Here is a 20582-nt window from a genome sequence, read left to right as displayed (position 1 = left end):
CCCAGAACGGCGTTGAGCGTTTCAGCGACCCAGCAGACGGTTCTTCTGCTCGGTGTATTCCTCGTCGGTCAGAATCCCCTCGTCGCGAAGCTTGGAGAATTCGCGGAGTTCAGCCGCCACGCCGGTCACCACCGCGCGTGGATTATCCTGCGGTGCCTTGTCTTTTTCGCCGGCGGCCGCCCCATCAACGGTGACCGCCCCAGCTCCGGCGCGCGCCGCCGCACGGGCGCCTCGCGCCGCCTTTCCGGCTCCGGTACCTACGGTTCCGGCCATGGCCCGCCCGGCCATCCCTGCCAGTGCCATCTCACTGAGCATGCTGCCCGAGCCGGCTTCTGGCGCGTGGACCGCAGCGGCACTGACCGCGCTTCCTGGCAGCGCCGGCAGCGTGAATGCGACGGCGCGCACCGCCGGGGTGGCAGCAGCCCAGGTCGGTGGCACGGACAAGGCTCCGACGGTGCTGGCCTCGCCCAGACCGGCCGACAGCCTCGGCGCCGGCACCGTGCCTTCCGGCAAGTTGAGCAGCGGCGCCGGGAACGGCTTCACCGGTGCTGGCTCAGTGCCTGGAAAGGGCTCCTCGCCCTCCCAGCCGCTGATGATCTCGTCGGTGTGAATACCAGTCTCGGCGCCGATGATGGACACCGGAAGACCGATCACCCCGATCACACCGGACGGTACGCCGATAAGAATGGTAGCGAAGGCCGCTGCTATGCCGAAGGAAATGGTGAACAGGTCGGCCAGCACGCTCAGCGAGTCCACTGGTGCCGGCGCGGCAGCTGCCGGGGCCGCCGTTGCGAGGCTCTGCAGAGCGCTGGGGACCGCGGAGAAGGCTTGCTGGACCGTGCTCTCCACGATGCCGGTGGGCTGGCCGGCGGCGGCTTGGTTGGCCGGACCGCCCGCGTTAGTGGTCTGCGGGGGTGGGTTGAACGGCGTCAGCGCCGTCGCCGAGGCTGACGAGGCTGCGTAGCCGTACATCGCCGCCACGTCTTGGGCCCACATCTCCCCGTACTGTGCTTCAGTGGCCGCGATCGCCTGACTGTTTCTTCCGAACAGATTGGTCGCGACCAGGGCCATCAGCTGACTGCGGTTGGCCACCACCACCGTCGGCGGAACCGTCGCCGAAAACGCGGTTTGGTAGGCAGTGGCCGCGGACCTGGCTTGTGCGCCGGTCTCTTCGGCCTGTACTGCGGTGGCTTGCAACCACGCTACATACGACGCGGCCGCAGCGCTCATCGCCGCCGACGTCGGCCCCAACCAGGGACCAGCGGTCAATCCCGATACCACCGCTTGATACGAATTCGTTGCCGAATGCAGGTCGGCGGCGAGCCCATCCCACACCTCGGCAGCGGCCAACAATGGTCCTGACCCGGCACCGGTGTACATGCGGGCCGAGTTGACCTCCGGCGGATAGCTCCCAAAATCCATGGCTCGTGGGTCCTTTCATTCAGGGCGGTCGGGGGGGAGCTCGTCGGCACCGCGCGTGATGCTGCGACTCGACGGCAGATTCACCGGCGAGCCCTCGGTACATTCCGGCTTAGTGCTCTCAGAAAGCATGCTTCCCCCTCGCAGACGACCGAGCATGCCGGTATTCAGTGGCTTTAGATGGTGCAAAGTGCGTTCAGCAGCGAATGTCTCGGACGGTCCACATCGCAGTATCGAGTTTGTCCAGAAGATGTGGTTTGGCCAGGGATGTTCTGTAATGCGCCGCGAACTGACGGCTGTCCGGTCAGCGACGGGACAGGCAGAACCGCGTCAGAAGGTCTTGACCGGAGCGTGCAGTGGTGATGCCGCAAGGCGGGCCTCGCCCAGGAGCCAGCACTCGATCAGCAAATAAAGCGGCGACGATAGCCACTAGCGCGAGCGTCCCGAGCGCGACCAGCGTGGTCACCCACCGGGGGTCAAGCGAGGTCGCGAACAGCTCGGGCCACGCCGTCGACGAGCCGTGATCGGCATGGGTGTGGTCGGCGTTGACGGCCACCGCTTGGCCTAGGGAGGAGGCGGCGGTGTGCGCTGTGTCCGGGGCGGCGGTCACCGACCGCTGCAGCTCACCGAGGCTGCCACTAAGCAGCCACAGTAACGCCGCGATGGCGATAACCGATCGCGCCGAGGGTTGCCTACCTCTGTTGCTAAGCACAGTGGCTCGAATGTAGCAGCGCACGCAGCGCAGACAAAAGACCTTCAGTGCGGACCTGTCGCCAGAGGTTGACCAAGCCGAGACGATCCACGACATGCCATGTCGGCCATCCTGAGGCTTAGTCTTAGTGGTTCCGCTCGTAGGTTCGTTGGGGGTCAGATCCACGGGGCTAGGTCGCCGAGGTAGAGGCCGCACGCGGTGTCGAGAGCGTCTTCGGGTGCGCCGGCCGTGTGGCTGGTCGGCAGGATCGATTCTTGGCGGGCGTTCTTACTGGCCAGGTACACCGCGAATCCCCAGCGGGCCGCCAACCCGCCGTAACGCAGCCGCATCAGCGGCATGGTGTCACCGTCGGGCAGACGCGCGGTGCCGTAGGCGAACGCGCCACAAAATCGGACGTCCACCCCGTCCAGTTGCGGCCAACGCTGGCGCGCGCGGGCGGACAACCCGTTGCCGCAGGGATGCTTTCGTCGAAGCGGGCGGTGCGGCCATGGTCCGTGATCGTGCCCTACGGCGTGTCGTTGGGCACCACGGTTATGTGATAGGTGGGGCTGACGTGACCAGTGGGAACTTCGTCTTATGGACCACACACCATGTCACCGTCGTCCCAGACCGGATCACGTTGACCGGTTCGCAACGACGTGCACTGACTCGCCTTGTCCGGGCCAGGCGCACCGAGCAACGCCTCGTGACGCGCGCGCAGAACGTGCTCGCCGCCGCCCAAAGACAGTAGAGCGCGCGCATCGCGCCGTCGCTCCGGGTGTGCGAGGACACCGTGTGCAAGTGGCGCCGCCGCTGGTGCGCGGCACGGGAGCTGGCGTCACGGCGCGCCGCGCCACGCTGCGACCGCCCACCGGTGTGCAGCGCGGTGCAGGTCGCCCAGGTCAAGGCGGCGGCCTGCACGCCACCGGCCGACTGAACAAAGCAAGACCCGTGCTCCACCGACGCAGAGCCTCAGATGTTTACATTCTAATATGGCAATGTTAACGTAGTTTTGGCGGGTGGTGACCTGCGTCGATGGCGATACAGGAGGGCGGTGGGCCGATGTTGCATGGGCTGGTAGCGAAAGCTGGGGCTGCGGTGTTCACTGGGCTGGTCGGCGTCAGCGCCTTTGAAGTGGTCAAGAGGGCGGTAGGAAAGGCGCCGGTTCGCCGCAGTGCGGTGGCCGTGACTGAACTGGGATTGCGCGGGACGCGACGCGCGGAGACGGCGGCTGAATCAGCGCGACTGAAGGTTTCCGACGTGGTCGCCGAGGCGCGCGCACGGATCGGCGAAGAATCGCCCCCTCCGGCGGTAAGCGCCGTCCACGATCACGACCACTGATCCGCGCTATGAGCGCTGTGATCGACCCCGAATTGGTGGTCGTCTCGGATGCTGCTGGGCGGATACGGGTATTGGTGCCGTGGGTCCAGGCGAACGCGCGTCGTGCGGTAGCGGTCGACGAGTCCGTCGGCCGCCAGCCCGGTGTGCGGGCCGTGCACGCTTACCCGCGTACCGGATCTGTGGTGGTGTGGTATTCGCCGAAACGCTGCGACCAACCGTCGGTCCTGTCGGCCATCTCCGGGGCCGCGCACGTCGCCGACAATCTCATTCCGGCTCGCAGTCCGCGCTCATCAGATGTCCGTAACACCGATGTGCTGCGGATGGTGATCGGCGGTCTGGCCTTGACCTTGTTGGGTATCCGCCGCTACGGCTTTGGGCGGCCACCGCTGCTGGGTGCGAGCGGGCAGCTGGTGGCAACAGGGGTGACCATCTTCACCGGCTATCCCTTCCTGCGTGGCGCGCTGCGTTCACTGCGTTCGGGCCGCGCGGGCACCGATGCGTTGGTGTCGGCGGCGACCATCGCCAGTCTTGTGTTGCGCGAGAACGTGGTCGCGCTGACCGTGTTATGGCTACTCAATATCGGTGAGTATCTACAGGATCTGACGGTGCGCCGCACGCGACGTGCCATCGCTGAGCTGCTGCGCGGTACCCAGGACACCGTCTGGATTCGCCTCGATGACGACACCGAGGTCCAGGTTCCCATCGACACCGTGCAGATCGGCGATGCTGTGGTGGTGCACGACCACGTGGCCATACCGGTCGACGGCGAGGTGATCGACGGGGAGGCGATTGTCGATCAGTCGGCAATCACCGGGGAAAACCTGCCGGTCAGCGTTACCGCGGGAGCACAGGTGCACGCAGGTTCGGTAGTGGTGCGCGGACAATTGGTGGTGCGCGCTGCCGCGGTGGGCAGCGAGACCGTGATCGGGCGGATCATCACCAGGGTCGAGGAAGCCCAACACGATCGGGCGCCGATTCAGACGGTGGGGGAGAATTTCTCGCGCCGCTTTGTTCCGGCGTCGTTCATTTTGTCGGCACTGACCTTGGTCGTGACCGGTGACGCGCGGCGCGCGATGACCATGCTGCTGATCGCCTGCCCGTGTGCGGTCGGCCTTTCCACTCCGACGGCGATCAGCGCCGCGATCGGCAACGGCGCGCGCCGGGGCATTTTGATCAAGGGCGGCTCGCATCTTGAGCAGGCGGGCCGGGTGGACGCGATCGTGTTCGATAAGACCGGCACCCTGACCGTCGGTCGACCGGTCGTCACCAATATCGTTGCTTTGCATAAGGATTGGGAGCCTGAAGACGTTCTGGCGTATGCGGCCAGCTCAGAGATTCATTCGCGTCACCCCTTAGCTGAGGCGGTGATCCGCTCGACCGAGGAACGCCGGATCAGCATTCCGCCGCACGAAGAGTGCGAAGTCCTGGTGGGCCTGGGCATGCGTACCTGGGCCGACGGACGGGTGTTGCTACTGGGCAGCCCGTCGCTGCTACGCAGCGAACGCGTCCGCGTGTCGAAAAAGGCCACAGAATGGCTCAACAAGCTGCGTAAACAGGCCGAGACCCCGCTGCTGCTGGCCGTCGACGGGAAGTTGGTGGGGTTGATCAGCCTGCGCGACGAGGTACGACCCGAGGCAGCTGAAGTGTTAAACAAACTGCGCGCCAACGGTATACGCCGCATCGTCATGCTCACCGGGGACCATCCCGACACCGCCGAGGCGGTCGCCAACGAACTCGGTATCGATGAGTGGCGCGCTGAAGTGTTGCCTGACGACAAACTTGAGGTGGTGCGCACCCTGCAGGGCGAGGGTCATGTCGTGGGAATGGTCGGCGACGGCGTCAATGACGCCCCCGCGCTGGCCACCGCCGATATCGGCATCGCCATGGGGCTGGCCGGTACCGATGTCGCCGTGGAGACCGCCGACGTGGCGTTGGCCAATGACAATCTGCATCGCCTACTCGACGTCAGCGACCTCGGTAGCAGGGCAGTTCAGGTCATCCGAGAGAACTACGAGATGGCCATCGCAGTCAACGCTGCCGGCCTGCTGATGGGAGCCGGCGGCGCCCTGTCCCCGGTGCTGGCCGCGATCCTGCACAACGCGTCATCGGTAGCTGTGGTGACCAACAGCTCACGCCTGATCCGCTACCGCCTCCCATGATGTCCGCACCCAAAGATTCCGGTAGTAATCGCCGGAAAACCAACGGATATGGCGTAGTACCTGGTTATCGATCTGTCCGGGGGTTGTGCCGGAAACGATCGTCCATGATGCAATCCGGCCCACCCTGGGTGTCTTCGCAATAGCCCGGTAGGCCGGAAAGTGGTAGGACCAGTGGCCGGGTGAGCGAACCTCACTTGACCCTGTACCCGGGTACAGGGTTGAGAATGACGGCATGCGCAGTAGCGAACTGGCAATCCGCTCCGGCGTGAACGTCCAGACTCTGCGGTACTACGAACGCCGGGGCCTGCTGGCGCAACCACCACGGTCGCACTCGGGGTATCGGGCCTACCCGCCCGACGCTGTGGCCGTGGTGCGGTTCATCAAGCGAGCCCACGACCACGGGTTCAGCCTCGAAGAGGTCGCGGAGATGCTGCATCTGGCTCAGGGTGGGGCCCGAGGACTGCGACGCGGCGCGCGCACTGGCGCAAACCCGGATAGTCGCGCTCGCCGAGCGGATCGCCGACCTGCAACGCATGCAGCGGTCTTTGTCAGAGCTTGTCGACACCTGCGAACGGGTCCGCAACGACCGATCCTGCCCGCTGCTGCACACCCTGCACGAGGATGGAGATCACTGATGAGACTGGAAATTCTGCAGGTCCGCGACTGCCCCAACGTGCCCGTTCTCGAGGAACGCATCAGGCAGGCCACCGCCGATCAGGAACTCGACGTCGAGATCACCCACCGCGTGATCGACGATCCGGCCACGGCATCGGCGGCGGGGATGACCGGCTCACCCACCTTGCTCGTCGACGGCCACGACCCCTTCGCCGCCCCCGGTCACCTGCCCAGCGTGTCCTGCCGCCTCTACGAGTCCGAGAACGATGGCATGCCCGGGGCGCCGTCGGTCGCTGCGCTGCGAGCCGCACTCGGACTCGAACCCCGTGGATACAACCGTCCGCATCAACTGCTATGAGCGCCCGACTTTCACTGGCGCTCCCCCCCGCGCCGAGACGGTCAGCCCACTTGTAACTGGTAGCAACGTATTCGGACGTTAATTGGGCCAATGCGGGCACCTCGTCGGCACACGCTGCCCGGATTGTGAAACCGTTTATAAGCCCCAATTTTCCGGCCGCTGCCCAAAAAGCGAATCGTAACTCCGATTGACTACATTCTCGTCTGGTTGATATCGCAACGGCTTTGGCCTACTACCCGGCGCCTGCGTGCGGTGCATTCAGCGCCCCAATTGCAAGATCACGACTCGTGTCGTTTAGGCGGGGCAAGTCCGCGGCCGGCCGCCTCGACGCGAAGTGGTACCCGCTCCTCGCCCAGCTACTCGATCGTCTCGAAAGAGTTGGCCTGCCATAACGAGATCAAAGCGCAAACCGGCGTCAGTCCGCGTGCTCGTATTGGCTGACGAATGGCGGTGCGACGTCAAGTTCAGCCCGGACGGCAGCGTTGAGATTCAACAATTCCGATCAAGCGGCCCGTTCGAACACAATCTAGCGATCCTCAACGACCTCTCCGAGTAGCCAGGGCAGCAACCAAGGATCAACTCATTCCGATGATCGTGGACTCGTAGTCTGCGTCGGCGCAACGGACCGCAAAATCGCCCCGCATGTCCAGGGCCATCGCGATGTTCCTCTCGGCAGTGATCCTTGGTCGTTTCACCACAGAGACTCACGCGATGGCCCCTCTACATCAGCGACCGACACACCCCCGGCTACTTACACCACGCCCTGGGACGTGAACACGAAATCTGCTCGTACGCAGGGCGGGTTCACGCGGTCGTCGCAACACTCATGAATGTGAGAGGTTGCGGCGACCGTGTCGTTTTCGGAGGACTGTGTTCGGTTTGGGGATCAGCTAGCAAAGCTCGTTGATGCGGGTGTGCCGGTGCGGGAGGCGGCGGTTTCGCTGGGGCTGTCGCGCCAGCGGGGGTATGCCATCTTGCGGGCCTCGGGCCGTCCGATGGGCGCGGCTCGACCGGATGTCAGTGGTGTCGATCAGGCCCAGGTGGTGGCGGTGTTCACCGAGACGGGCTCGGTGAGTGCAGCGGCCAAGGCGGTCGGGGTGGCTCATTCCACGGCCCGGCGGATGCTCGTTGAGGCGGGTTTGGTGGATGCCGCACGGCGCGTGCGGGGTAAGCCTGCTGAGCGGGCCCGGTTCTTGGAACTGCTCGATGCCGGGTGGTCGGCGGCGCGGGCGGCGCGGGAGGTCGGCGTTAACGAGCGCACGGCCCGGGATTGGCGCAACGGCATCCACCGGGTCGCCAACACGCGGGTGCGTCCTGATGGCAGGGTCAGCGATGTCAACACCGTGACGCGGTACATACGACCGGTGAAAACCATTGCAGAACAGGGTCTTGTAGCTGGTGAAGAATCAGTCAGCAGGTGTCTGCGGTTGGCTGATCGGCTGGTCATCGCTGACGGGCTGGCGGCCGGACAGACCCTTACCGCGATCGCCGAGGTGATCGGCAGGCACAAGTCGACGGTGTCCCGCGAAGTCGCTGCACACCGTGTCGCGGGCTTGTATTTGCCGTACCAGGCCGATGCGGCCGCCGCAGCGGCTCGATCCCGCCCGAAGCAGGCCAAACTGGTCACCAACCAGAAGCTGCGGCACGAGGTCGAACAGGGGCTGGCCAAGCGGTGGTCCCCGGAAGAGATCTCGCATCGTCTGGTCAAGGATTTTCCCGACGACGAGAGCATGCGGGTGAGCTACGAAACGATCTACCAAGCACTGTATTTCCAGGCCCGTGGTGGGTTGAAAAAAGAAGTGGCTCAAGCGCTTCGGTCGGGCCGCACATGCCGCAAACCACGTCGTAAACCCGGTGAGCGCTACCAACGGTTCGTTGATCCGATGATCATGATCGCCGACCGGCCAGACATTGACGATCGGGCGGTGCCCGGGCACTGGGAATCTCAATGCTGTTGTCAAGCCGCCAATACCGCGTTGGCGGGCTGAGGCTCCTGGTAGTGGGTGTGGTCGCGCAGCATGGCCCAGATGACGTTGATTCGGCGCCGGGCCAGGGCGATCAGCGCCTGTTTGTGTGACTTGCCCTCGGCGCGTTTTCGGTCATAGAAGGCGCGAGAGGCCGGACTGTTTTTGAGGCTGGACAGGGCGGCCAGGTAGCACGTTCGCAGCAGCCGGCGGTTGAAACGCCGCGGGCGGTGCAGGTTGCCGCTGATGCGTCCGGAATCGCGGGGCACCGGAGCTAGCCCGGCGACGCAGGCCAGCCTGTCGACGCTGTCAAAGCCCTCGAGGTCACCGCCGATTTGGGCAAGGAATGTGGCGGCAAGGACGGGCCCGAACCCGGGCATGCTGGTGAGGATTTCGGCGCTGCGGTGTCGTGCGAAGCGGTCGGTGATATCGGTTTCGATCTGCTTGAGCTCATCGTCGATCGCGGAGATCTCTGCCGCCAGCCGCGCTACCAATAAGGCCCCGACCCTCTGGGTGGGCAGTGCGCTTCGTTGGGCATGGGCGGCATCGACAGCGGCTTGCGCAACGGCGGCACTGTTGCGGCAACCACGTGCTTTAAGCCACGCGGTAAGCCGTGCGACACCGATCCGCCGCAGGCTCTCGGGGGTCTGATATCCCGACAAAAGGGTAAGCGCCGCTTTGCTTTTGGAGTAGTCGAAGGCGCGCTCAAGGGCCGGGAAGTACTCCAGCATTGTCTCTCGGAGACGGTTGATCGCCCGCACCCGGTCGCAGACCACGTCAGTGCGCCGTGCGGTCAGCAACCGAAGATCGGTGGCAATCGGATCAGCCCTACGCACCGGCTGCAGATCAGTACGCATCCGAGCCTGATCGGCAATGATCCGGGCGTCTTTGGCGTCGGTCTTGCCGTCACCTCGATAGGTCGCCGCCGCGTGATGCACAATCCGGCCCGGAAGGTAAAGCAGTTGCTGATCCTGTGCTGCCAGCAACGCGATCAGCATCGCCGCGCCACCAGCGTTTAAGTCCGTTGCCCAACACAGCTGCCCGCCGGCCGCGATGCCAACGACGACGTCGATCAGCGCCAACAGCGCCGTCTCGTCATTGTCGACCCGCGTAGAAAGCAATGTGCTGCCGGTCTGATCAAGCACCACGCAGTGATGCGTGCGCTTCCCGGCATCAATACCGGCCCATATCGTCGGCATATGTCATCTCCTCGTCGTCGCCGAATGAAAGCCCTGGCGATGACCATGCCGACACGTCCTTAACCAACGATCAATGTCGCAATTCTCAATCAGCGGTCGAGTCATCAGCAGGCAGCGGGCGGCCATTCCCAGTGAGCCGTCCCAGCGGCAGGGAGACCTAAGCCATACCCGCCACCCGAGGGTGAACAGGACCCTACGACAGCCCCAAAACACCCCTCAAACAACTTAAGGAGGGCGACCTGATCACCGGTGAACTCAACAAGACCGCAATCGGCACTCTCGTCGAACGCACGACCCGCTACACCATGCTGGTGCACCTGCCCGATGGCCATGGCGCCGAAGCGGTCCGTGACGGGTTGATCACGACCATGATGACCCTACCGACGCATCTGCGGGGATCGCTGACCTGGGACCAGGGGGCCGAGATGGCCGGCCACAAAGGGTTCTCGATGGCCACCGACATGGCCGTCTACTTCTGTGACCCGGCAAGCCCCTGGCAGCGCGGCACCAACGAGAACACCAACGGCCTGCTGAAGTGGTCCCGAAAAGTTGGACACCTAATTTAGGTTTCCTTCTGCAGGGAGTAGTCAGATGTACTCGAAAAGCACGTTGAGTCACTGCGACGCCGTGTCGGCTGTCGAACTGTTCGAGCAGGGCTTCACCGCGAAGTCGGTAGCCCTGTCCCTTGACCTTGCCGGGGCTCCGGTCCAAATGTTGTACCAGCGATGGCAACTACGAGGACCGGGGGCCCTGGTGACCAGAGACCGCAAACAATACGACTTCGACACCAAGCTCGAGATCGTGCTCCGACATACCAGGGGCGAGTCTGGTCGTGCTCTTGCCGAGGAGTTCGATCTCCCGTCCCCGAGCACCGTCGCGAATTGGACGAGCATCTTCCGACGCGACGGTGCTGATGGGCTGCGTCCGAAGCGACGCGGCAGGCCCCCGACCCGTCGTGCAGATTCCCCTCCAGAAGACGAGACCGAGGCACTGCGTCGGGAGAACGAACGGTTGCGCGCTGAGGTCGCGTACTTGGGAAAATTGCGGGCCTTGAGGCCGTCGGGACAACGCTGAAAGTGCGCGCTGTCAACGATCTCAAGGCGTACTACCCACTGCCCCTTTTTGCTGCAGATCGCGGGCCTTGCTCGGTCCACCTTCTACGATCACCGGCGCCGGCTCGACGGTGAGGACGCCAGGGCCGATCTCAAGAAGGCCATCAAAGATGCGTTCTACGCGGCGAAAAGCGCCTACGGGCACCGACGTATCCTCGCGGTCCTGCTTCGCCAAGGCTGGCGGGTGTCGAAGAAAACGGTCCTTAAGCTCATGGGCCAGCTCGGGCTGCGCTGCCCGGTAAGGCGCCGCAAACGCTACAACGCGTTCCGCGGCGACGTGGGCCAAGCAGCCGACAACATACTGAACCGCCAGTTCAAAGCAGAGTCTCCTCACGCGAAGTGGGTCACCGACGTCACCGAGTTCACCGTCGGCAGCACCAAGGTCTACGTGTCACCTGTCCTGGATCTGCACGACAACCGCATCATCTCTGCCACAGCAGGGCTCTCTCCGAGCGTGAAGATGGTCACCGAAGCCCTACGCGCCGCCATCGCCACGTTGAGCCCGACTGAGAAGCCGATCGTCCACTCCGACCAAGGATTCCAATACCGCCACACCCTCTGGCGCGACACGCTGCACCGCGCCGGTCTCACTCAGTCGATGTCCCGCAAAGGCACCTGCCTGGACAACGCCGTCATGGAAGCATTCTTCAGTCACCTCAAAGAGGAATGGTTCCGCATCCAGAAGCCCGAAAGCCTCCACGCGTTCCACGCCGGCCTAACTGCCTACCTGGACTGGTGGAACACCACCAGAATCCAGCAACGGCTCGACTATCTCAGCCCCGACGAATACCGCGCCCAACAATCCGCAATCGCCTAGAGTCCTATTACCGAGTCCAACTTTTCGGGACCAGTTCACTGCTGCGCCAGTACTTCCCCAAAGGCACCGACCTGAGCGTGTTCGGGCCCGAAGACCTCGAACACGTCGCCCAGCAACTCAACGGCCGCCCACGCAAAACGCTCGACTGGGACACACCAGCCGAACGTCTACGTGATCTACTAAAGACCAATTAACCAGCAGTGTTGCGACGACCCCTAGAAACCGGCCAGCTGGGTTCAGGCCGGTTCAAGACCGACGACCGCGACTGCGCGGCCTTGACGTACATGGCACGTCAAGGCGGCGGTCGACGCTACGGCCAGCAGTCGTCGGTAGAGGCGCTGCGTGCCGCGGTCCGGCATCGCCGTGGGTTGGTGACCGACCGCAAGGTCGCTCAGCAGCGGTTGCACGACCAGCTCAATGCTTATGTCCGGGTTTGTCGGCGCCATCGGGTCATGGACGATCCTTGGCGCTGGAGACGCCCACTGGTCTGGCGGTGCTGGCATGCGCTGCGGCGTTTTCAGGACGGCCACCACAACTGCGATCGCTGCTATGCCGGGCACCGGGGCGGCTGACGACGAATACCGCCCAATACTGGCTTCAGCGGTGGCGCGGATGTCTGCCTCCGCCGGCCGACGCCGATCGACGTGCTCACCGTTTAACCCGCGACCTGGACCGATATCACCGTCTCCGGGGCGACATCGGTGCCATCGACCTCGAAATCGTGACATTGCTCGCCGATACTGACGGCCAGATCCTGACCACCCTTCCCGGTGTCGCTTCGATCCGCGCGGCAGCCTTAGCCGCACACAGCCTTCCGATCGAGGCGTTCCCCGACGCTGAACATCTCTACTCGGCAACGGGTTTGGCACCAGCGCTCTATCAATCGGCCACGTTGTACCGGCGCGGCCGGATCTCTCGACAGGGACTCGCCGAGCACCGCGATGCCCTAATGGGAATCGCCTGGGGACTCTCTCAATGCTCGCCGTCGTTTGCCGAACGCGACGCCGAACTGCGGGCGCGCGGGATGGCCCCGATCCAGGCCCGCGTCGCACTTGCACGTCACGCATGCCGCCTGACATACCGGCTACTCAGAACCCAACAACCCTTCGATGAACAGCGCTATCGTCGAGGAAGGCTCAGCGGCGAACGGTGACGGCTTTTTGAGCTATGCCGCTCGACGGCGCAACCTAGCTTGCCGCCCGCTCGCCCTGGGCCGCCATCACGGCGCACACGAAAGCCTGCCGCTCACGGCGACTAATCAGCCTGCCGGAACACGACGGCCCACCGACCAAACCGAACGCACTCTTCATCGCGTGAAAGCCGAGCATCCTGCCCGGCCGATCAACCACACCCAACCTCACCCTTGACTGCCCGAGCGAAAGCTAGCCACACCCAACTGCGAACTCAGTTACGCGTGTCGTAGGCGGACAAGTCCCCCCTCGGACACAATTTATTAGCTACAGGCATGTGATGATTTTGGTGCTGTCGCCGAGCAGCCGCGTACCGAGGACGCCGGTCAATGCTCGCCGCAGCGCTTTCGCGTCATAGATGGGCGATCTCAGTTGGCGTGCCCGACGCCATACTCGCCGCCTGAATGCCGGAAAGACCTTTTCAACCAATTCTTCGTAGTGAGAAACGATCTCGCTCGGCCTGAGGCCCGCACCGAGTCCCAGTGCGACGATGCCACCCGCCGAAGTCCCAGCGATGAGATCGAACGAATCGCAGATCATGACGCCCGAGTCCTGCTCCAAACGCGCAAGCACATGTGCGGTGAACAGCGCCTTCGCGCCTCAGCCGTCGAGTGCGAGGATCTGGAAGCGGTCGGCGCACGGCCCGGCCGGCTCGGGTTCGGTTGCTGGATGGACCTGCGCGGCGGATTTCCGTGCTCCTGCTCAGCACTCTTTTTGGCTCCCGCTGTCTCAGGCCGTTCACAATGGCACTGGACACCGACACGACCCGAAGTGCGAAGACCTGCAGCATGCCGCTACATCATCGCGACACGATGGCGACATGGCGCCGGAGTAGCGCCCGCACTCTGGCCGGCACCCTCGTCGGCGGACTGGAGATCATCTGCGCTGCCACATGCGCAGCATCACCGCGCTCGCCAGCCTTTATGATCTGCGGGTCGTCCAGGCGCCACGGTGATGCGCGGTATTCGGGTTGTGACCCCACGATCTCCAGCAGTGTCTCGATGTCCTGGAGGTCACGTTCGGAGTCGCGAACGGTACGTGCCAGCATTTTCAGCACGAATGCTGCCTCGACGTCGGGAACCGGAACTTCGAACTGAATCATGTCGCCGTCCGTGAGCCGCGCTGTAACAGCGACTTTGATCGGCGGCAGGGCCAGCGCCACGCGCAGTCCTGGCGCTCCGTCGAAGGCTCGTTCGCCGATGATCTGCTTGCCCGGTTTGGCTGCGGCAGGAACCAGGAGGTCGACCGCTTGCGCACCTCGCTCGTAGCGGTTGCCGCACTCAGCGATGTACCCCAGCGCGGTGAGTCGATCGTGGAGGTCGCCCATGGTCGCCACGTTTACGTCGATCCCCGTGTCAGCGTCGGAGGTCAGCCGCGGTATGCCTGGCACGTTGTAGACATGCCGCAGCAGCCGCACCATGTGGCCGCCGATGACGCGGTACTCGATGTCGGCGGCGACAGCGGCCACGTCGTGCAGCGCACGCATCCCGTTGTCTTCGGCCACCGCGGTGCATGCCATCACGACCGATGCTGTTCCGGTCACCGGTGCACGATCCAGTCGCCGAGACGCTGCGGCGCACCGTCGCCGAGATCGACGCCGTCGCTGAGGTCCTGAAGCGCAATCACTGGATCCACGGTGATGATGTCGGAACGCTGCCTATCACTAACCCGCAGCCACCAGGACGCGGTCGTCCAGACTGTCGGATCGGCAGGAACCCGCACAGTCAAGGTCGCCTCCTCGGCGGTGGCCTCCACCAGACCGAACTCGGAGAGGTCAACCAGTTCTTCGGCGTAGACCAGACCTCTGGTTGGTACCCGCCACGGTTGCAGGACGTCGGCGGCGACCTCGCCGCCGGCAAGGATCCGTACGGTGAGCTCCGCGCCGAGTCGGGTCGCGCTGCGCACCTGCTCCACTACCGGATCCATTCCATACCAGTACGTTTCGACGAGTCCACTGTCTGCGGGTACCGATGCCAGTTTCATCAGGATTTCCCGGCGTGCAGCCGAGGTCATGGGCGTGCCCGGCAGCGGATCCTTCTCGGTCATCTTGGACACCGCCTGCTGGCTAACGGCGATGGCGTCAGCGATGTCGCGTTGGCGGAGCTGGTCGCACGTAAGCACACAGACCCGTTCGGCCGCCCGCCTGCGCCAAGCGCGCTCGCTGGCTGCGCGGTGTGGCCGTCCTGGTGTGGGCGTTCGGTACGTTCGCCCAGAGAGCACCAGTTCGCCGGTACTGCCGACGCTGAGATCTACGTCGGTGTCAGCCAGGAGCGCTGAACGTGCCTCGTCCGAGATGGTCTCGCAAACCACGAAGACGCGGCGGCCGGGATGGCGGCGCACATGACCGAGGACGGCAGCCGGAGATGGAACACGTTCTGCAAGTGCTAGGTCCGCTACCACGGCGCGGCCGTCTATCCGGTATGTGATGCTGTGTGCGTCGCCAGTCACAACCTGAACGCCGGCGTCGACCAAGCGGGCGGGAATCGAAGCAGACAGCACGCCAATACTCTAGCAGCGACCACTTGTCAAACAACCATTTGCTTAGAAACAGAGTTCTGGTTGTTTGACTTAAGCCGATCGGTGACATAGAGAAGGGCCGGTGATTGACACGTCACGCGCCGGACGAAGCCGGACGAAGCCGAACGCGGCGACCGTCGAAGACACCGGGCAGTGGAGCTACTTTCGCGTCTTCGCGGTGGCGCCGCTAACGCAGAGATTGCTGGCAACCGCTGACTCTTAATCAACTGCGAACACGCCCGGCTACCGCTCCCTGTCGTTCCGATGGCAGAGGCGGGCGACGGTGACGCGACCGTTGTAGCGGTAAACCTCCACGACGTATTCGGTGCCGTCCGGGCAGTCCGTCCCCTGCTGACGTCATTGATCCTGCGTCCACGGCGCAGAAGTGCGAATGGAACGCGCGCTCGACGCAGAGTCGACGATCTAAAGCCGGTCGTCGGCCTGGTGACGAGGTTCCGACACCTGACTACGGTTCACAGCTGACTGTTGGCACCGTACGCGCCGTGCGATCCGCTGGAGCCGCCCGGGCCACCACTGCCGGGGTTGCCGCCGGAGGCGGCGTGGGCGTAGGCGAGGATGTGTGCATAGGCATCGCCGCCGTCCCCGCCGTTACCGCCCCGGCTGCCGGGCCCCGATGCGTTTCCGCCGTCACCAGCCGCGCCGCCATTGGCACCCCCATTTCCGTGGTTGTAGGCCGGCCCGCCTGACCCTCCGTTGCCTCCGGCAGTAATGCCGGCGCCGCCCGCACCGCCGCCTCCGGACACCGCGTCGCTGACACCGGTAGCAAGGTCAATGGTCGCCGTACCGCCGGCCCCACCGTTACCGCCGGCACCCACGGTGCCGGCGCCACCAGCCCCACCCCGCCGCCCCAGGCATTGGCGCTGGCATTGGGTCCTTCCGCCAACGCGTCGCCGCCGTAGCCGCCATTACCGCCAACAGCACCGGAGCCGCCCTTCCCGGCGGTGCCGCCGACGGCGGCACCGCCAACGGCAAACTCGGCATCCCCACCCGGTCCGCCCGAACCGCCGGCGCCGCTACCGCCCACACCGCCGTCGCCGCCATGGCCGCCCAGGACCATTCCATTTCCCTCGCTGTAGGCCTGGCCTCCCCTGCCGCCGGCACCGCCGCTCGTGGTGCCCTTGCCGCCGTTACCACCCGCTCCGCCTTGGACATTGCCCGCTGTGCCGACGGTGTTGTTACCGGCTTCGCCGCCGCCACCACCCCAGCCACCGGCACCGGCAGTGCCGGCGCCACCGTCGCCGCCCCTGCCACCCGTGACACTCGCGGAACCGTAATCGATCCCCTGCCGCCGCTGCCGCCGTTGCCGCCGTTGGCGCCGGCACCACCCGCCCCACCGACACCCGCGGTGGCGGTGGCCGAAGACGAACTGTTGGTGACCCACGCATCGCCGCCGTTGCCGCCGTTGCCGCCCGTGCCGTGGGCAGCGGTGCCCCCTGCTCCGCCATTGCCGGCCACGACAGCGTTGCCGACCAGGTTGGTGTAGCCGTTGCCGCCATTGCCGCCATTGCCACCGTTGCCGGCTGACCCGGCTGTCCCACCGTTGCCGCCATTGCCGCCATTGCCGTTGTTGGTCGAGCCGGGGTCGTAGCCGTTGCCGCCGTTGCCGCCGTTGCCGCCGGCGACGATCGTGCCGGCCGCCCCGTTGGCCCCGCTGTGACCGATCAGACCGCCGGCACCGCCGGGACCACCGCTACCTACGCCGCCCGGGTCGCCGCCGTGGCCGCCATCACCAGCGTTGATGTGGCCGAGGTAGCCGTCAGCTCCCCGACCGCCGTCACCTCCGACGCCGGCAAACCCTCCTTGGCCACCAGCTCCACCGTTGCCGAACAACAGCCCGCCGCGGCCACCGGCGCCGCCAGTCCCGCCGTTGCCGCCGGGGCCGCCGTCGCCCCCGGTCATGGTCGAACCACCCTGGAGGCCGGGGGACCCAGCAGCCCCGGCCGCACCGGCGCCGCCCATGCCGCCCACGCCGCCGTCGCCGAACAGCAGTGCACTACCGCCGACACCACCGGCGGCTCCGGTACCACCGAGCCCACCGCCACCGCCGTTGCCCCACAACCAACCGCCGGTACCGCCGGCACCGCCGTTGGCCCCGGCACCGCCGGCCCCGCCGGTCCCGCCGTTGCCCAACAGCCCTGCCGCGCCTCCTGCGCCGCCGGCATGCCCGGGCGCTCCCGAACCGCCCGTACCGCCGTTTCCCCACAACAATCCGCCGGCCCCGCCAGCTTGCCCGGACCCGGCTGCGCCGTTGGTCCCGTCGCCGATCAACGGGCGCTGCAACAGCAATTCGGTAGGTGCGTTGATCACCCCCAACAACGCGTCCACGACGGTCTGCAAAGGGTTCACGCTCGCGGCCTCAGCGGCGGAGTACTCGACGGCGGCGGCATTCAGGAGCTGGAAAAACCGCTCGTGGAAGGTGTCTACCTGAGTGCTGAGCGCCTGGTAGGCCGCACCGTGCGAACTGAACAACGCGGCGATACCTGCCGAGACTTCGTCGGCGCCGGCAGCTAGCAGATTTGAGGTTGGAGCAAGGGCCTGGGCATTGGCCGTGCCGATCGCTGAGCCGAGTTTTGCCAGATCGGCTGCTGCCCCGGCCAGGTACTGCGGTTGCGCAAAGACGAAAGACATCCGAACTCCCGACGACTCGGATTGGCGGTGGAGCAGACGCTGGCACCCCTCCCGCACAGTACTTCGTTTTGAATGAACTCGGTACTCAATCAGAATTGATCAGGGAGCTCATTTGCACTGCTTATGAGTTTCCGGTGTGGGCTGGGCTCGCAGGGTCGCGGCAGCCGGCGACCATGACGGTCGGGACGCGTCGTGACAAGTTCCCCGCCGCCTTCGTAGGCCGTTCTAGACCAGGGCTCTACGCAACCGCGGCACACCCGGCCCACTGGGCCGAGTGGAATGAATGCCCGCGTTCATTCCAGGCGCGAGCGATGGTGTTGACGAGCGGTTCGCGGATCACACGCTGAGCTCGTCGGACCGATGGGGCTGGTCCACGTCGGCGCCCGGCACGATCACACGAGCACCTGCCGGGGCATCACCGTCGGCTTGATCCCGTAGCGCGGGCCGGCACCGTAGCCACCGCGGCCGGCCGAGGCGTAGGCCGGCATGCCGGCGGCCACGTTGGTCACCCCGGCTCCCTCCTCCGCCGGCACCGCCCAGCCCGAACCGGCCAATGACGCAGCGGCCGGGGCGGCCGGCGTGGCCGCCGACCACGCGGCAGGCACCGAGAGCTTGCCGACCGTAGCCGCCTGGGCGGCCACCGCGGACACCGGCGCGGCACTCGCGCCCCCGGAACCCAGGCCCGCGGCCATCTGAGCCGGCCCGATCCCGATGGCGCCCAGCTCCGGTGGGATTTGGCTGCCGATCAGGCCCGCATCGAAGGTGTGCGAGTACAGCACGGCGGTAACGATCGCATTGAAGCCGTTCCACGATGCCATGTCGATAATGCCGTTGGGGATGTTCTGCACCAGGCTGTCGCTGAAGAAGTCGCCGAGGGCCGACGCCGGCGCGGCCGCCGCCGGATTGGCCAGTGACTGAACAGCATTCGGCATGCTGGACACCAACGCCGGTAGCCCGGCCGAGGTGCCGGCGGTCTGAGCGGCCGCGGCGCTCGGTGCGCCGAGGGCACCCGCGCCGGCTGCCGGCGTCGGCGTGGTCAGCGCGGTCAACCGCGCGGCCAGCGCCGACGATCCGGCGTAGCCGTACATCGCGGCGGCGTCCTGGGCCCACATCTCGCCGTAGAGCGCTTCGAGGGCCGCGATCGCCGGCGTGTTCTGCCCCAGGATGTTGGTGGCGACAAGCGCCGCCAGCTGGGCGCGGTTGGCCGCGACGGCCGCCGGCGACACCGTCATCGCGTACGCGGCCTCGTAGGCGGCCGCCGACGCAATCGCCTGCTCGGCCGCGTGCTGCATCGACGCCGAGGTGGTTTGCAGCCATTGCACGTAGGGTGCGGCGGCGGTGGCCATGGTCGCCGCGGACGGGCCACGCCATTCGTCGTCGGTCAACGTCGAGATCACCGACTCGGCGGCCGTGGCCGTGCAGCTCAGTTCGGCGGCGAGGTTGCTGTAGGCCGCGGCGGCGGCCATCATCGGGGCCGCTCCCGGACCGGTGTACATGCGGGTCGAATTGATCTCCGGGGGCAGCGCGCCAAAATCAAAAGCCATTTTCTGGCCCTTTCTGGTGAGAGTGAACTGGGGGCTTCAGACAGATTCAGACAACGGTCGGCTTGGGCATCACGATCGGTCTGAGTCCGTAGCGCGGCGCCCCGAACCCGGCATTCGAACGCCCGGCCGACGCCATGGACGGCACGCCGGCGGGCACCGTCGTTATCGGCGCCGCGTGCCCCGTGGGGCTGGTCCAGCCCGCGCCGGTCAGCGTTGCGGGCGTAACACCGGCCGCAGGCACGCCGGCCGCCGCCCAGCTCGGCGGCACCGACATCCCGGCGAGCGACGCAGCCTCGCCGACGCTCGCGGCTACCGGCGCGCCGGCCACGGCCGGCGCCGGCAACTCGGGCGCCGCGGCGAGGCCCAACGGCGGGAGGTCGGCCATCGCGGGATTCCAGCTCACCGAACCCGGCAGGAACTGCCCCTGGCCGAGTGCGATGAAGTCCGACGCAGCCGCGCCGACGTTCTGGAAGTAGTTGAAGGGAGTACCGATGATCGAGTCGTCGGGCGTTGTCGCCGCCGGGGTGGCGGCCGCCCCGGATGCCGCGTTGCTCAGGCCGGACAGCGATTGCGAGCCCGCCGCGCTCTGATTGGCCGCCTCGGTCTCGCCGTACGCGTTCGCATTGGCCCCCAAGGTGTTGACCAACTGCTGATGCACGGCTTTGGCTTGCGCGCTGACCTGCTGATACCAGGAGCCGTAGGCGGCGAACTGCGCGGCCTGCAGCGCGGACACCTCGTCGGCTGCGGCTGGCGCGATGCTGGTGGTCGGTGGCGCGGCGGCGGCGTCTCGGCGGCCAGCGTGGTCCCGAGGTCTTGCAGCGCGCCCGCCGCTGCCAGCAATGCCGCGGGGTAGGTAGTCACGTAAGACATGAGGTCTCCTAACGACTGGGCCGACCGTTTCGGAGTCCGGTCGGCAGTGGATGACCTCTTCATTAAGCGCGCCTGCCAGCGCGGGAACCAGGATTTCCCACAATGTTTCGGAAATACGTCGGTAATCCGGATTTAAC

Annotated in this window: 19 protein-coding genes and 5 pseudogenes; 12 read left to right on the top strand and 12 right to left on the bottom strand. The window is 65.8% G+C overall.

What is annotated here, in order from left to right; genetic code table 11:
• Positions 1-21: 21 nt before the first annotated feature.
• The 3 genes from L6444_RS12325 to L6444_RS12320 all read right to left on the bottom strand — a co-directional run bounded on the left by L6444_RS12325 (position 22) and on the right by L6444_RS12320 (position 2574).
• On the bottom strand, positions 22-1422 hold the full coding sequence (locus L6444_RS12325) for a PPE family protein, SVP subgroup (protein ID WP_065136430.1): 1401 nt from the start codon (positions 1420-1422) through the stop codon (positions 22-24).
• A gap of 301 nt (positions 1423-1723) precedes the next feature.
• Entirely contained in the window at positions 1724-2227 is a 504-nt protein-coding gene (gene lpqS / locus L6444_RS31070; RefSeq protein ID WP_459561278.1) for a putative copper homeostasis (lipo)protein LpqS, read from the bottom strand.
• Positions 2228-2286: 59 nt separating this feature from the next.
• Positions 2287-2574 (bottom strand): hypothetical protein, encoded by a 288-nt coding sequence (locus L6444_RS12320; RefSeq protein ID WP_236982940.1) that lies wholly within the window; start codon positions 2572-2574, stop codon positions 2287-2289.
• Positions 2575-2888: 314 nt separating this feature from the next.
• Between L6444_RS12320 and L6444_RS12315 the strand changes: the two genes are divergently transcribed.
• The 7 genes and pseudogenes from L6444_RS12315 to L6444_RS12285 all read left to right on the top strand — a co-directional run.
• Positions 2889-3047 carry a hypothetical protein gene (locus L6444_RS12315; RefSeq protein WP_236982939.1) on the top strand — a complete coding sequence of 53 codons (159 nt, stop codon included), beginning with the start codon at positions 2889-2891 and terminating at the stop codon, positions 3045-3047.
• 125 nt (positions 3048-3172) lie between these two features.
• Positions 3173-3451 carry a DUF1490 family protein gene (locus tag L6444_RS12310; RefSeq protein ID WP_156781429.1) on the top strand — a complete coding sequence of 93 codons (279 nt, stop codon included), beginning with the start codon at positions 3173-3175 and terminating at the stop codon, positions 3449-3451.
• An 8-nt stretch (positions 3452-3459) separates the two neighbouring features.
• Positions 3460-5610 carry a manganese-exporting P-type ATPase CtpC gene (ctpC, locus tag L6444_RS12305; RefSeq protein ID WP_236982938.1) on the top strand — a complete coding sequence of 717 codons (2151 nt, stop codon included), beginning with the start codon at positions 3460-3462 and terminating at the stop codon, positions 5608-5610.
• A 232-nt stretch (positions 5611-5842) separates the two neighbouring features.
• Positions 5843-5983: pseudogene (locus L6444_RS12300) on the top strand (MerR family DNA-binding transcriptional regulator); the annotation flags it as partial.
• A 73-nt stretch (positions 5984-6056) separates the two neighbouring features.
• Positions 6057-6245, top strand: a complete 189-nt coding sequence (locus tag L6444_RS12295; RefSeq protein WP_236984671.1) for a MerR family transcriptional regulator — start codon at positions 6057-6059, stop codon at positions 6243-6245.
• Positions 6245-6583 (top strand): thioredoxin domain-containing protein, encoded by a 339-nt coding sequence (locus L6444_RS12290; RefSeq protein WP_236984052.1) that lies wholly within the window; start codon positions 6245-6247, stop codon positions 6581-6583. The genes L6444_RS12295 and L6444_RS12290 overlap by 1 nt, the downstream gene beginning before the upstream one ends.
• 1199 nt (positions 6584-7782) lie before the next feature.
• Positions 7783-8568 (top strand): annotated as a pseudogene (locus L6444_RS12285) (IS30 family transposase); the annotation flags it as partial.
• Here the strand turns inward: L6444_RS12285 and L6444_RS12280 are convergent.
• A complete protein-coding gene (locus L6444_RS12280) occupies positions 8541-9746 on the bottom strand; it encodes an IS110 family RNA-guided transposase (protein WP_156298129.1) in 1206 nt (401 codons plus the stop codon). The pseudogene L6444_RS12285 and the gene L6444_RS12280 sit on opposite strands and share 28 nt — an antisense overlap.
• Before the next feature lie 230 nt (positions 9747-9976).
• Here L6444_RS12280 and L6444_RS12275 point away from each other — a divergent pair.
• From L6444_RS12275 to L6444_RS12260, 5 genes and pseudogenes are all read left to right on the top strand, one after another.
• Positions 9977-10282 (top strand): annotated as a pseudogene (locus tag L6444_RS12275) (IS30 family transposase); the annotation flags it as partial.
• A 55-nt stretch (positions 10283-10337) separates the two neighbouring features.
• Entirely contained in the window at positions 10338-10820 is a 483-nt protein-coding gene (locus tag L6444_RS30545; protein ID WP_068031316.1) for a helix-turn-helix domain-containing protein, read from the top strand.
• 48 nt (positions 10821-10868) lie between these two features.
• Positions 10869-11675 (top strand): IS3 family transposase, encoded by an 807-nt coding sequence (locus tag L6444_RS12270; protein ID WP_236982934.1) that lies wholly within the window; start codon positions 10869-10871, stop codon positions 11673-11675.
• Positions 11676-11704: 29 nt separating this feature from the next.
• A pseudogene (locus tag L6444_RS12265) lies at positions 11705-11869 on the top strand (IS30 family transposase); the annotation flags it as partial.
• A 269-nt stretch (positions 11870-12138) separates the two neighbouring features.
• Positions 12139-12828 carry a transposase gene (locus tag L6444_RS12260; RefSeq protein ID WP_236982932.1) on the top strand — a complete coding sequence of 230 codons (690 nt, stop codon included), beginning with the start codon at positions 12139-12141 and terminating at the stop codon, positions 12826-12828.
• 304 nt (positions 12829-13132) lie between these two features.
• On the opposite strand, the gene L6444_RS12255 is transcribed toward L6444_RS12260, so the two are convergent.
• From L6444_RS12255 to L6444_RS12215, 8 genes and pseudogenes are all read right to left on the bottom strand, one after another.
• On the bottom strand, positions 13133-13426 hold the full coding sequence (locus L6444_RS12255; protein ID WP_236982930.1) for a patatin-like phospholipase family protein: 294 nt from the start codon (positions 13424-13426) through the stop codon (positions 13133-13135).
• A 238-nt stretch (positions 13427-13664) separates the two neighbouring features.
• Positions 13665-14408 carry a hypothetical protein gene (locus L6444_RS12250; protein WP_236982928.1) on the bottom strand — a complete coding sequence of 248 codons (744 nt, stop codon included), beginning with the start codon at positions 14406-14408 and terminating at the stop codon, positions 13665-13667.
• Complete coding sequence (locus L6444_RS12245; protein ID WP_236982926.1) at positions 14405-15337, bottom strand: hypothetical protein; 933 nt, start codon at positions 15335-15337, stop codon at positions 14405-14407. Before L6444_RS12245 ends, L6444_RS12250 begins: the two co-directional genes overlap by 4 nt.
• A 518-nt stretch (positions 15338-15855) precedes the next feature.
• Positions 15856-16218 (bottom strand): hypothetical protein, encoded by a 363-nt coding sequence (locus L6444_RS12240; RefSeq protein WP_236982924.1) that lies wholly within the window; start codon positions 16216-16218, stop codon positions 15856-15858.
• Positions 16202-18031, bottom strand: coding sequence for a PE family protein (locus L6444_RS30540; RefSeq protein ID WP_459551922.1), 1830 nt, complete (start codon positions 18029-18031; stop codon positions 16202-16204). Before L6444_RS30540 ends, L6444_RS12240 begins: the two co-directional genes overlap by 17 nt.
• Before the next feature lie 392 nt (positions 18032-18423).
• Positions 18424-19575, bottom strand: coding sequence for a PPE family protein (locus tag L6444_RS12225; protein ID WP_236982922.1), 1152 nt, complete (start codon positions 19573-19575; stop codon positions 18424-18426).
• Between the two features lie 46 nt (positions 19576-19621).
• A complete protein-coding gene (locus L6444_RS30535) occupies positions 19622-20131 on the bottom strand; it encodes a PE/PPE C-terminal domain-containing protein (RefSeq protein ID WP_373877363.1) in 510 nt (169 codons plus the stop codon).
• Positions 20132-20152: 21 nt separating this feature from the next.
• A pseudogene (locus L6444_RS12215) lies at positions 20153-20445 on the bottom strand (PE family protein); the annotation flags it as partial.
• Positions 20446-20582 lie beyond the last annotated feature (137 nt).

It is taken from the genome of Mycobacterium kiyosense (genome assembly GCA_021654635.1).
Classification (GTDB): domain Bacteria; phylum Actinomycetota; class Actinomycetes; order Mycobacteriales; family Mycobacteriaceae; genus Mycobacterium; species Mycobacterium kiyosense.
Note: the sequence above shows the minus strand (reverse complement) of the source record. Positions and strands in the feature narration are given on the sequence as shown.